We start from the raw sequence: 13592 nt of genomic DNA on the forward strand, positions 1-13592 counted from the left end.
GAATTGATAGAGGCACCATTTTAATTTAATTCTCCTTTAAATGCTTTTTGCATTAGTGAATTAAAGTTATCTTCTAACTCTTTTAAGTTACTTTCCATTTTAAATTTCAATTTGTCTACTTGATTAGTGAAGTCTGCAAATTTGTTTTGAAATTCAATAGGAGGAATTGGCATATTAAATCCTTTTAATTGTTCTTTATTTACTTTTGGTATATTGGTTCTTGCACTAAAAGCAAGTATATAGTTTAAAAAGAACTCACTTCTAAGTACATACCCTAAATAATTTCGATTTGAAACTCCATCTATACATAAAATCGGATATGAGTCAGCTGAACATAAACCTTTAAAGTTTGGTAATGCGACTTTATTCAAATTAGGCCTTATTTTACTATAAATAATGTGCCTTTCATCGAAAATGTATTTACCACTTTTTATATTGCTATCTTTAACAAGTTTGTACTCTAACATATTACCTGTATTTTTTTCAATACTATCTATTCCAATATGAGGATAATATTGATATTTTTCAAAATCCTTAGTCATACTTGTGTCTATTACTGCAAACTCGTGAAAATTTAATATTTTCCACTTTTTAGGGTTAACTTTTAGGTCACCAAACATCTCGATAAATCTTGATTTAACTAATTCATCTAATTCTTCTATTTGAGCTTTTCTTTTATCTATTAATTCTTGAGCTTTGTCTAAAACAGCAGAGATTTTTTCCTGGATATTTTTTGGTGGTATATCTACTTGAGTTTCTTTTAAATAATCATTAAGCTTTAAGTTTATTATCCCAGTAGTTTGATTCTGATATTTCATCACTTTTCTCTTATTATATAAATCTTTAAGCATATACAATGCGAACTTACTATCTATCATATCTTTAGGTCTTAGTACTGATGTAAAGTTATTACAGTAATATATTTCAGATGTATCTTCCTCAAAAATAACTACTCTCCCTACAGGTTGAGTAGGACCACCACCTGATTTTTCAATTATTATATCTCCATACTTCAATCTTTTATTTTTATGTTTTTCTATATCTATGTTTCTCTCTACTATATTTTCTAAACTTAATCTTCCTATGTTAGTAAAATTTGTAGTTCTGATTACTTTTACTCCATCTTCTCCTTCTTCTACCTCTAATCCCCATTCTCCACTAATGGGTTTTTCAAATAATTCTGCTAAAGTATATTTCATATCATTAACCCTCTATCATTCTTTCTAATTCTTCTAACCCTTGTACTATTTCTTTTTCAAGTGCTTTAACTCTATCTAAAATAACACTAGGAGCATCATAGACTACTTCCTCATACTCTATTTCCTTATATTTATTAATAGATAAATCATAGTCATTGTTTCTTATCTCTTCAACATCCACAAAGAAAGACTTCTCTATTCTCTTTCTTTCAACTTCATTTTCTAAGTTGTTAAATCTTGCAACTATATCATCTATATCATTAGCCTCTATAGGATTTCTCTTATCATCCAGGCTATATCCATCAGCTTTCATATCATAGAACCATACCTTATCAGTTCCACCAGTGCCAGTTTTCGTAAATATCATTATTGCTGTAGATACTCCAGCATATGGCTTAAATACACCACTTGGCATTGATATTATTGCTTCTAGTTTGTGATTTTCAACTATCTCTTTTCTTATAGATTTATGTCCACCTGTAGATCCAAATAAAACTCCATCCGGAACTATTGATGCACATCTTCCACCTGTTTTTAATATTTTTAAAAATAGAGCTAAGAATAAAAGTTCAGTCTTTTTAGTTTTAGTTATTTTCAATAAATCTGCACTTACTGCTTCATAGTCTAAACTTCCCTTAAAAGGAGGATTAGCTAATACTAATGTGAATTTATCTTCATCAGTATTTACCTCTGATAATGAGTCCTTATATTCTATATTTGGATTGTCAACTCCATGAAGCATCATATTCATGGCACCTATTCTAAGCATAGTTCTATCCATATCAAATCCATAGAACATATCATTATTAAAATGTTCTTTTAATCCTTGTACTAAAAATAAGTCATTGTGATTATCTCTTAAATATTGTTGTGCTGAAACTAAAAAACCTGCAGAACCTGCAGCAGGGTCTACTATTTTATCTTCTGGTGTTGGTTTCATAAGTCTAACTATCATATCTATTATGTGTCTAGGTGTTCTAAACTGTCCATTTGTTCCTGCTGTAGCCACTTTTGACAGTAAGTATTCGTAAAGGTCTCCCTTTGTATCCTTGTCTTGTTCCATATTTATTGTATCTATTCCATCTACTATTTTTGATAGCATTAATGGTGTAGGTATTTTAAATATTGCATCTCCCATATATTTTGCATATGCTGATTCATTATTTCCATGAAGGTTTTTAATAAATGGGAATACTTCTTCAGCCATTACTTTATACATTTCGCTTGCTTCAAAGTTTTTAAAGTTATTCCATCTTAGATGTTGTTTGTCATTTGGAAATGTTCCTTCAAATGGTAGTCCTAAAAATATAGCTTCGCTTTCGTGTATTGTTTCGTTATCATCTAATCCTTTTATAAATAATAGGTATGTGAATTGCTCTATTACTTCTAATGGGTTTGTTATTCCTCCTGTCCAGAAGGTTTCCCATATTTTATCTACTTTGCTTCTTAATTCGCCTGTTATCATTTGTCTTCCCCCAAGTCTTTTTGAATACTATTGTGTGCTATAATACTATTATATCAGAAAAGGAACTAGTAATCTTACTAATTCCTTTGTCGTGTATTTTGTAGTAAACCTAGTCTATTAATGTGCATCTATTTCCTTTTATTATTCTTTAACTAGTATTCTAGCACCTTGAGCACTTTTACTTGGAATGAAATCAAACCACTCATAAATTTGGATAATTACCCTTTCTTGAAGGTACAATGATTGTATTTTCTTATCTCCCATCTTTGTTAGCCAATCAGGGGCATTTGCTAAAATTTCAATTTCTTTCTTAGATCCCTTAATTATCTCTTGGACATCAATAGCAAAATATTCAATTACGTTTTGTTGGTGTATCTCATTATTCGTAGGCGAATACTGTACAAGTTTACCTATTCTAGATATATCAATAATGAGAATCTCAGAATAATCATCGTCATTAAATACTTCGTAAATAGGAATATTATAATCTTTATATTTATATATTCCTTCAAGCTCTTTTGCATATTTACTTGCTTTATTTTGTGGAAAATCTCTATGCCATTTAGGAATATATGTATTAAAATCAAATTTCCTTTCAAAAAATTCATGCCTTGCATGATTAACTGATATAAATATTAATTTGGACATATCCGCAATACTATCCAAATAATCTTCAAATTCACTTTCATTAATTACATCTATTACCTCATTTACATTTTTGATGATGGTTCTATTTTCACCATGGGTTAAACTTCTTCCAAAATCAAATCCATCATCTATACCCATAAAATGAATATGTGAGTCAACATCATCAGCAAAAAAAGCTGATTTATCGAAAAAGGTATTGATTCCAAATTTTTTATTATTTCCCGTTAACACCTTATCCATTTTAAATTCTATTAATCCATAGAAACTTAAAATATTCCTTATCCCATCTGAAGATTTAACATTCTTTATTACATTAACTTTGAATTCTTTAACTTTATCTTCAGAAATTCGCGTAGCTCTTTTCTTTTGTAATTCAATTTCTTCTTGTTCTTTTCTTACTTTTATTAATAACATTTTAAGTTGATTGCACTTTTGAATTGCTTCTTCGGATAATACTCCAATCCATTCTTCTCTTTGAGATTCTATAGTGTCGATAATTTTAATTAAATCCCCTGTATCTTGTAATAGTAATGTTAAATCTCTAGAACTTGGTAACTTCATATTGTTAATTTGAGCCTCCGACTTATTCGCCAAATTTCTCAAAGATATTATTGCGTATAGTACTTCTAATTTCCCTACAATATCAATACTGTATACTTCATAGTCATCATGATTAACAATTTCCCAGTTACTCCATCCCCATTCTCGTTCTTTATCAAATGTGTAAATGTTTATAAACAATTGTGTTGTTTCATATATATCAGATGGCAAATTAATTAAGATATTTTCAAGAAACTCACGAATTTTCTCATCTTTTGAATTTCTGTATTCATAAAACATCCAACTTCCAAGGCCAAATAACAATTCTTTTTTTAAATTTCCAACCAAATCATATAGGCTAGTCTCATGTTCTAAACTTTTAATATAATATTCTCTATCTAGTCCTTTAAAAAGTGTTAACATCTTTTTTAAAAATATTTCAAAGCTACGTTTGTCTCTATTATCATAACTTTGTTTTAATAAATTTTGAAATACTTTTAATGAATAAAATGCAAAATCTTTAAAATCAGTTTTAGAAAATTCTTCTTCTTTATATAAGTGAACAAGATAAAAATCTGATAACTCAGTAATATAACGCCAACTTCTATCAATCATAAAGTTCGCTAATTCTTCATTTTCATCTAAGCGTTTATAAGCCTTGGTATACATTAACTGTGGATAGTGAATGAAACTTTGATAAATCAAATGATCTCTGTATTTGATTGAAAGTTGTGCTAATGAAATTGGTGCATATGCTGTACTTCTAATAATATCTATATCATTAGATTCCATAGCCTTATTATATATTTCCCTAATATCACTTGAAATCCAATCTAGAGGTTTCAACCTTTCTCCAAAAAAAGTTGTTCTTTCATCTTCAGCTTGTTCTTTAGAGAAACCTCCACCATACCGCTCCATGTATTTAAATAGTTCCTCTATTAGCTCAGCATATATTTTAAGAGTTTTATTTAACTCATCTTTTCTTTCAGATACAATTGAATTTATACATCTCTGTTTTAATGTAGATATTTCAAATCTGGCTTCCTCTTCATTATCTTCAATTTTTTTTATTATAAATATATATTTAATGTTCTTGTTAAGTCTATTGAGTAATTTATGATCACCTTCAACTATATCTTTTCTGATTTCTAATATAGTTGTTTCTTTAGTTATTTTAGAATCTGCTAATACTCTAACTATTATTAACGGACTGTCTGTTTCACGTTTGGTATTTGATGATACTTCTAAATCACTTCCATATTTAGTTATTATTGGTTTTAATACTGATGATTCATTAAATATTGTATTAATTAATGCCTCTAATTCTTTAAAATTTATATCAACAAGTTTTCCTTCCGTTTGGGCTTTAACTTTAAAATATTTATTTTTTTCTATAAATCCAAACGGCGTTATAGAAATAGCCCCATTGTAACTTTCACTTAATTCTTTTCCAATGGTAAACAGTTTGTTATTACTTATTCTTTTAATAATTTCAGCATTCCATATCTTTATAAAATTCTTTTTTAATACTTCAGTAAAAACTTTGATTTTAGCATTTTCTAAATCATTGGCTCTAATCAATATTTCTACTGTACTATAAATAGAATATATTGTCGTTAGGGCTAAACTTCCTACAACAATATAAATTATGTAATTTAAATCTCCAGTCAATAAAATTAAGAAAACAAAAATCTCACTCGCTAATAATGGGAAAAATCTACTTTTGTATAGAAGGACTCTAGCTCTATCTGGGTCATCTTTATCCATCAAACTTTGAGCTACAAAAAATGCTAGACCTATTAAAACAGCTCCTATTCCAGTATTTATTGAAACTAAATTCTGAAACATAGGCGTATGACCTTTAACTACCGGGATCTTAATTTCATTTAAAATTTCAATTTTTAAAAATGGTAATATTAAGGATGATGCGTTTATGTTACATAATAACACAGCAATTAAAAAGAGTAAAAACAACTTCATGAAAGAACTTACAGATGGGATCCATAAAGGTTTGCCCTTTTCTTTAAGTAAATTTCTAGGTTTCATATTATTTTTCAAGTCATCTTTTACAACTTCACTTAAAGTTGAATAATTTTTATAAGAATAAGTACTGTTACATTTCATTCTAAACAGTGTCATCTTTATATTTCTCATAATATATTCCCTCACTGATATTAAGTTAATATCACTATTAACTTAATCCTAATTTTTATTTCCATTTATTTTATCATTTTTATTCATTTAGGCCTATACTACTGATATTAAATTATGAATGAGTGTTAATTTGCAATAAAAACGTTAAAATTAAATATTTCAGTTTCGTTAAAATCTACCATCAACTCATAATTACCTTCTTTAGAAACAGAATCAGTTAAAATTACATTCTCTTTAGGAATTGATGTATTATTATATACATAATCACCAGTAGAATTATCTTTTAACATAACTGTAATAGGATATTCAGTATCAGTTTCAATTTTTAGAATTTGTCCTTCTTTTAAATCAATATTAAAAGAGTTCTTTGCACCTGCACTTAAACCACCCTTAGCTAATTCACTTTTATAATAAGTAGAGTTTGCCCCTTTTTTGCCTGGTTCTTTTAAGTTTACTTTAACTTCTAGGATTTGAGTTTCATTTTGACCCTTATTTTCAACTTTGATAGTAGTCTTATCTGAACTTATTTCATTTGTTGAACATCCTGTTACCCCTAAGAACAAAGTTAAAATTACAATTGCTGTAGTTATTAATTTCATATTTATTATAAGTTCCCCTCTTCTATAAATTTCTAATACTTCTCATTTATCTAAAATACATTTGTTCCCAAATCTTATTATAAGTTAATTCACATTGTGTTTCTATAACTATCTTGAATTACCACGCTATATCTATACTCCTTTATTAAGTAAGTAGTATGTTATACTAGCTATATAAGATTAATACAATATAAATTAGTTATAATAAGGGGGATAATAATGTTAGAACCATACATGGAATTTATTAGGGCTCTACCAGTAAAAGAACAATACGAGAAAGAAGATTTAATGGTAGAAGAGTTATTAATAAAAAGAAAAGATAATATAGAAGTTTATTGGGCTCCATTTGATTATATAAATCCATCTGCAAAAATTGCTTTGGTAGGAATAACTCCTGGTTGGACACAAATGCAAAATTCGTTTAAATACTTAATAAATAATTTAGACAAAGAGTCTACATATGACTTATTGAAAAATTGTAAAAATGAAGCTAGTTTTAGTGGACCTATGAGACAAACTCTTGTACAAATGTTAAATGCAATTGGATTACATGAATTTTTAAATATTGGTTGTTGCTCTCAACTATTCAAAGAAGAAAGTACTTTAGTACATAATACATCTTTACTAAGATATCCCGTTTATGTTAATGGGAAAAACTATACAGGCAGTAGCCCTAAAATGTTAAAGAAAGATATATTACTTAATATGATAGAAGATATTTTCGTTGAAGAATTAAAATCTCTAGATAAAGATGTTGTAATTGTTCCTATGGGCAAAAATGTTTCTCAAGTTCTAGAATATCTTCAAGAAAACAATAAGATTAATAATAAAAATATTTTATTTAACTTTCCACATCCTTCAGGAGCTAACCGTGGCCAACATAAGAAGTTCTTTAATGAAGATATTGAGTATTTTAAAGCTAAGGTATCTTCATTAAGGTAGCAAATATAACAAAAAGGAGCCCAGATGGACTCCTTTTACTCTGTATCATTACTATTTTTCTACAAAGAACATAGAAATGGCACCTAATCCAACATGTGTACCAACGGATACTCCCATTTGCATAATATGGATGTCCCCAGAAAAATTAGTATCTAATTGAAGTTTGACTTTAAGATTTTCGGCAACTTTAATATCTGATGTATAGCCAACTATAATAAAATCTGTCATTTCTGGGTCATTTCTTTTTATAAACTCCTGAGTGTAATGCTTAAGTACTTTTTTCAGTCCTCTTTCCTTTGCGACTATAGCCCCTTTTCCATTCTTCATAGACATAATTGGCTTTAGCTTTAAGATTTTCCCTATTAAAGCACTTGCATTAGTCAGTCTGCCACTCTTTAGTAAATGATCTAAATCATCCACAGAAAGAAAATGTTTTATCTTTTTCTTATAATTTTCATTAAAAGCAATTAATTCTTCAAAGGATGCTCCTTGTTCCCTCATCATAGCACTCTTCATGATTAGCCAACCGCTTCCGTGGCTCATACATTTTGAATCTACTACATGTATCTTTACGTCTGACTCCAGGTTTTCTTCAAAGAAATAATCTTTGGCTATTATAGCTGATTGATACGCACCACTCGTTCCACTGGACATACATATACATAGTATTTCCTTATTACCAGCCTCAACAGCTTGTTTAATTATTTGCAGATATTCCGCTGGACTTGGCATACCTGTAGTGGGAAACTCGGGTAGTGCTTCTAACATTCCATAGAATTCATCTGGTTGAATATCTACCCTGTCTTTATATATTTTATCCCCTATATTTATAGTTAAAGGGGCCAAGCTGATATTGTACATTTTCAGTACTTCATCAGATAAATCACATGTTGAATCAGCCATAATTTTTATCATTAATATCCTCCAAGATGAAATATATACTGCTATATTTTGTTATATATAAATATATATTAACACATAACAATATTTAAATTTACATATTTTTATCTATACATCAAAAAGGAGCCCATATGGACTCCTTTTGTTATTATTACTATATATCCAATTTATTTAATATCTCTTTAAGAGCTCTTATTTCCTCAAAACTTAAAGTTACACCTTTTCCCATTTTGTCGTGGTTTGGTGACCATTCTCTTAAATCGTATTTAGGTTTGTTTCCATTCCAACTTACAAGGTTTAGTTCTTTCTTCCATCCCTTTGGTGACTCTGATATACTTCCTAATTCTTCTTGTATTTCAAACTTAATATCTGCCATTGTTATCCCTCCGTATCTAGTTTCTTTCCGTACTCGAATTGAGTACGGAAGATTAATTTCATATTTATTTTAAGTTTCCCTTCTCCATAGATTTTGCTAAGTTATCGAGCTTGTTTATAGTGTTCCAGTTACGTACAGTGGCTGGTACATCCAACTTCTGAAGATTATTAGCAAGCTTTGAATTACGAATACTATTACGAAATAAAAGAAAGACATCCCGTCCCACGATTTTGTACTCTTCGCTTTCATTTTGATAAACGTTCAAACGCTCAATGTTTTCTTTGGAAGGAGCATGAGTTAACAGTGATACATATAGACTTTCTTCCTTTGAGAATGGGCAATTCAGGATAATCTGTTCTAACTCTTCAGCCGTTCTCAAAACAACATATACTGAAAGTCCAAAGCTCTCCTCAATTTCACGCTCAATTTTCTTTCTAAGTGATTCCTCATCTTCCTTTGATTTGAATAATACATTACCACTTTGAATATATGTTTTCACATCATAAAGCGCGATTTCTTCAAATACTTTTTTCAACTCGGCCATCTTAATAATATTCTTTCCACCTACGTTAATTCCGCGCAATAGTGCTATATATATAGTCATAATGTACGCTCCCCTTCGTTTTACTTTATATTCTTTATCTTATCTAAATCAGCACTACATAATATCTCTAAGTTAGAAAATATCTTTTCTTTTGGCCAATCCCACCACTTAAACTCTAAAAGATATGATATTAGTTCATCATCAAATCTTTTGCGAATAACTTTAATTGGATTTCCTCCAGCTATACAATATGGTGGAACATCTTTTGTAACAACTGAATTAGATGCTATAATAGCTCCATCTCCAATTTTAACCCCTGGCATTACAGTAACATCTTGACCAATCCATACATCATTTCCTACAATAGTATCTCCTTTGTATGGCAAATCGTCAAGAGTTGGAGTTGCTTTTTCCCAACCACTTCCCATTATATTAAATGGATATGTTGTTACGCTATTCATTCTATGATTTGCTCCATTCATAACAAACTCTACTCCCTTAGCAATGGCGCAAAACTTACCTATAATTAGCTTATCACCTATAAATTCGTAATGGTGTGTTACATGCTTTTCAAAATTCTCTACATCATTGTCATCAGAGTAATATGTATAATCTCCTACTATTATATTAGGATTTTTTATAACGTTTTTTATGAAACATACACTCTTTATATTTTCATTTGGATAAATATCATTTGGATTTGGACCTATATTATTATACATAAAAATCTCCTTATAATATTATTAATTGACCTATTTTATTGCATTCCTTAGCAAACCAAATAGCTTTGTCTGGACCTTCTACTATACTATGAGGTTCAGAATTTGGTGTAGGAATTTCATATTCAGTAATTTCTCCACCTATTGTAATTCTTCCTATTTGATTGCTTCCCCATTGAGTAAACCAAAGAGCTTTATCGCTACCTGCAATTATTGCATGTGGTTTGGCATTTGCAGTTTTTAGATCATATTCAGTAATCTCTCCACTGGTTGTAATTCTACCTATTTTATTACCCATTATTTCTACAAACCACAATGCACCATCAGGTCCATTGGCAATTCCTACTGGACCAGAACTTATTGTCGGTATAGGATATTCACTAATCTCTCCAGATACTGTTATTCTACCTATTTTGTTTCCTTGATTTTCTGTGAACCAAAGAGCTCCATCGTCTCCACATACTATAGAAGATGGATATGACCCAGCATTAGGTAGCTCGTATTCTATAATTTCTCCCGAACTTGAAATTCTACCTATTTTATTCCCTGTAAGTTCAGTAAACCACATTGCACCATCAGGTCCTTCAGTTATCCCAAAAGGTCCTGATTCAGATGTAGGAATACTATATTCAACAATCTCACCTTTTGTTGTAATTTTGCCTATTTTACTAGCTTTATATTCTGTAAACCATAAGTCTTTATTTACTCCTGAAACTATGACAGAAAGCCCAGCATCCTCTGTTGGAACAATGTATTCTTTTATTTCACCTTTTACAGTAATTCTTCCAATTTTATTTCCTTTGTTTTGAGTAAACCACATAGCTTCATCAGTACCTACAGTAATTCCATAAGGCCCTGATTGTGGTGTACTAACTAAGTATTCATTAATCTTTATGTTCATAATATTTATCTCCTTTTATATCTATATTTTGTAATTAAAGGCATAAAAAAACCTCCCAGAATACTGGAGAGGATGTGAAGATTCCTATATCAAATAATATCCTTAAATATTATGAAGCCTACTAAAATTAATAAAAGTTAGTATCTCAAAAATATATTAATATTCTTATAAGGTATATTATTAGCTTAACAACCCACTCCAGCGTATAACAAAAAAACACAGACATTGTGCTCATTTTATTATAAAGTTATGCTTGAAAGTGAATTAATAAATCATAGCTAATATAATACCTCCCATTAAAAAATTATATACAAATTATAGCAATATTAGATTTTACTTGTCAACATAAAGAGGAAACTAATTTGACGAGAATATTTTAATGCTTTTTGCCACCCCTAAAACTGGATCACTGAGGTTTACAGGGCCATTAAATATAACCTCAACAGTATCCCCTTCTTTTATCTCCGTATAATCCGTAGTTTTATCAACTCCATCTTTTAATATCTCTGTATCTCTGTTTACCGTCACCATTGCTTTGTCGTATTCAGTATCATTTTCTAGATTACCTTCTACAAGAAATGTATATCCATCTTTACCAACTACAATATCCTTTACTATACCTCTTACTCCTATTTTTTTAGCTTCAGTAATACTCTCTGGTGCTTTTTCTATATCAGTTGTTGTATTTGTACTACACCCAACTAGTGATAAACAACTAATAGTTACTAAAAATCCAACGATAAGTTTATTAAATTTAATTTTCATATTAATTTCTCCTCTTTGTTTGATTGATTTCATATATATATCTTAATATAGTCTTCCATAATAATAAACTTTCTAATCATTTTGAATAACTGAGTTATAATATTAATAGATTATAATAATGGGCTATTTGCATAGATTTATGTGTTAACTAATTCTATAATTAACTAAGGGAATAATTTATAAATTATAAAAGGGGGATTATAAATATGAATATAGTACAACACAATAGTATTGCTTGGGATAATCAAGTTAAAAGTGAGAATAAATGGACTATACCTGTAACTTCAACTGAAGTAGAAAAGGCAAAAAAAGGAGAATATACATTAGTTTTAACTCCGACAAAACCTGTTCCAAAAGAATGGATTGGTCAAATAGAAGGAAAAAATGTATTATGTCTTGCTTCTGGCGGTGGTCAACAAGGACCTATATTATCAGCATTAGGAGCTAATGTTACAGTTTTTGATAATAGTAAAGAACAACTAGCACAAGATAAAATGGTGAGTGATAGAGATAACCTATCTATTAGCTTAGAACAAGGAGACATGAGAGATTTATCAAGATTTGAAGATGAAACCTTTGATTTAATTTTCCATCCTGTATCTAACTGCTTTGTTAATGATATAGAAAAAGTTTGGAAGGAATGCTATAGAGTATTAAAAAAAGGAGGGACATTAATCTCTGGATTTGTAAATCCTCTTGTATTTATATTTGATTTATATGAATGGGAAAAAAATGATAAGTTAGTTGTTAATAAAAGTATCCCTTATTCTGATATAGAGCAACTTCCAAAGGATCAATTAGATGAAAGAATACGTACTAATGACACTTTGGAGTTTGGACATTCGCTACAAAGTCAAATGGGTGCTCAAATTGATGCTGGTTTTGTAATAGCTGGTTTTTATGAAGATAATTCTGGCGGTGGTTTATTAGATAGCCATATAGACACATTTATTGCAACTAAGGCTCTAAAATTATAATTTACAATAGAATATTATATATAAGATAAAAACAAGATATAGATTAATAAACATAGTTATTGAAAAATGACCTCCTTATGGTTAAGTGATCTACTTAATTAACCATAAGGAGGTTTTTTATTATATTATTTACATTTATCATATAAAGTATTTCCATCAACCATTAGTACTATTTGTGGGATATTAGCTTGAGCATAATCTGGAGAATTCGGATTCACGCTACTAATAACGTACAATGTGTATATTCTACCTGGATTAAATATCACTTTTATATTTCTTGGACGTTGGTTAGATGTTGAAATCTGAAAACTATAATCGCCTGGACTTACTTGATAGTACTCAGTACCTTCGCCTGAGACCAGGGCTCTACTTGTAAATCCTATAGATGGATTAAGTGTAAATGTTATAGGAGTAGAATCTAAATTATAAAATCTAACTTTTGTTTGATCAGGAGCTACATCTTCATTAATATCATCTATTATTGCTTCAAATTTTAAACTGTTTGTACCTCCATATAATGCACCTGTTAGTATTTGACCAGTAGGCATTTCAAAATTTGGAATTTCTAATAAAAGACTATTAGTTTGCGCATTATATATTTTTATATTGCGAGCTCCTGGTACAGTTGGAATATAGTTAGTAAGTTGATTATATGTTAAGTTTCGATATCTAGGTACATCGTTTATATGCATACTCAATACTACTCCTGGTACTGCGTCAAATAATCTAACTATTGAAGCTTGATAGTCTATACATTGGCTTAAGGAATCGTATACTGTTTGACGATTTATAATATTACCCCCTTTTTCAAATACAGTGCATATTATATCCATAGTTTAATATATTCGAATAATATTAATTTG

General features: G+C 29.4%; 13 protein-coding genes. 2 read left to right on the forward strand and 11 right to left on the reverse strand.

Annotated features, from left to right (window positions below; all coding sequences use genetic code 11):
- Positions 1-20 precede the first annotated feature (20 nt).
- The 4 genes from ACUSRV_RS11170 to ACUSRV_RS11185 all read right to left on the reverse strand — a co-directional run bounded on the left by ACUSRV_RS11170 (position 21) and on the right by ACUSRV_RS11185 (position 6605).
- Complete coding sequence (locus ACUSRV_RS11170) at positions 21-1199, reverse strand: restriction endonuclease subunit S (protein ID WP_490142039.1); 1179 nt, start codon at positions 1197-1199, stop codon at positions 21-23.
- Between the two features lie 4 nt (positions 1200-1203).
- The gene (locus tag ACUSRV_RS11175; protein WP_490142040.1) at positions 1204-2664 is read right to left on the reverse strand and encodes a type I restriction-modification system subunit M; all 1461 of its coding nucleotides are present in this window, start codon (positions 2662-2664) and stop codon (positions 1204-1206) included.
- A 141-nt stretch (positions 2665-2805) separates the two neighbouring features.
- On the reverse strand, positions 2806-6006 hold the full coding sequence (locus ACUSRV_RS11180) for a hypothetical protein (RefSeq protein ID WP_490142041.1): 3201 nt from the start codon (positions 6004-6006) through the stop codon (positions 2806-2808).
- Between the two features lie 125 nt (positions 6007-6131).
- Positions 6132-6605 (reverse strand): hypothetical protein, encoded by a 474-nt coding sequence (locus tag ACUSRV_RS11185; RefSeq protein ID WP_490142042.1) that lies wholly within the window; start codon positions 6603-6605, stop codon positions 6132-6134.
- A gap of 219 nt (positions 6606-6824) precedes the next feature.
- Here ACUSRV_RS11185 and ACUSRV_RS11190 point away from each other — a divergent pair, with 219 nt between their 5' ends.
- Positions 6825-7547, forward strand: a complete 723-nt coding sequence (locus ACUSRV_RS11190) for a uracil-DNA glycosylase family protein (protein WP_490142043.1) — start codon at positions 6825-6827, stop codon at positions 7545-7547.
- 51 nt (positions 7548-7598) lie between these two features.
- Here ACUSRV_RS11190 and ACUSRV_RS11195 read toward each other — a convergent pair whose 3' ends face one another.
- From ACUSRV_RS11195 to ACUSRV_RS11220, 6 genes are all read right to left on the reverse strand, one after another.
- Positions 7599-8462, reverse strand: coding sequence for a DegV family protein (locus ACUSRV_RS11195; RefSeq protein ID WP_490142044.1), 864 nt, complete (start codon positions 8460-8462; stop codon positions 7599-7601).
- A gap of 139 nt (positions 8463-8601) precedes the next feature.
- Positions 8602-8823 carry a YdbC family protein gene (locus ACUSRV_RS11200; protein ID WP_490142045.1) on the reverse strand — a complete coding sequence of 74 codons (222 nt, stop codon included), beginning with the start codon at positions 8821-8823 and terminating at the stop codon, positions 8602-8604.
- 64 nt (positions 8824-8887) lie between these two features.
- Positions 8888-9427, reverse strand: a complete 540-nt coding sequence (locus ACUSRV_RS11205) for a DUF1697 domain-containing protein (protein WP_490142046.1) — start codon at positions 9425-9427, stop codon at positions 8888-8890.
- 20 nt (positions 9428-9447) lie between these two features.
- Entirely contained in the window at positions 9448-10089 is a 642-nt protein-coding gene (locus tag ACUSRV_RS11210) for a Vat family streptogramin A O-acetyltransferase (RefSeq protein WP_490142047.1), read from the reverse strand.
- A 10-nt stretch (positions 10090-10099) separates the two neighbouring features.
- Positions 10100-10987 carry a Vgb family protein gene (locus ACUSRV_RS11215; protein WP_490142048.1) on the reverse strand — a complete coding sequence of 296 codons (888 nt, stop codon included), beginning with the start codon at positions 10985-10987 and terminating at the stop codon, positions 10100-10102.
- Positions 10988-11344: 357 nt separating this feature from the next.
- On the reverse strand, positions 11345-11752 hold the full coding sequence (locus ACUSRV_RS11220; protein WP_490142049.1) for a DUF3221 domain-containing protein: 408 nt from the start codon (positions 11750-11752) through the stop codon (positions 11345-11347).
- Between the two features lie 206 nt (positions 11753-11958).
- On the opposite strand from ACUSRV_RS11220, the gene ACUSRV_RS11225 reads away from it, so the two are divergent.
- Complete coding sequence (locus ACUSRV_RS11225) at positions 11959-12729, forward strand: class I SAM-dependent methyltransferase (RefSeq protein WP_490142050.1); 771 nt, start codon at positions 11959-11961, stop codon at positions 12727-12729.
- Between the two features lie 125 nt (positions 12730-12854).
- Here the strand turns inward: ACUSRV_RS11225 and ACUSRV_RS11230 are convergent, their stop codons facing one another.
- The gene (locus ACUSRV_RS11230) at positions 12855-13562 is read right to left on the reverse strand and encodes a DUF4397 domain-containing protein (protein ID WP_490142051.1); all 708 of its coding nucleotides are present in this window, start codon (positions 13560-13562) and stop codon (positions 12855-12857) included.
- Positions 13563-13592: the final 30 nt, after the last annotated feature.

This window comes from Sporacetigenium sp. TC11, from assembly GCF_058146105.1.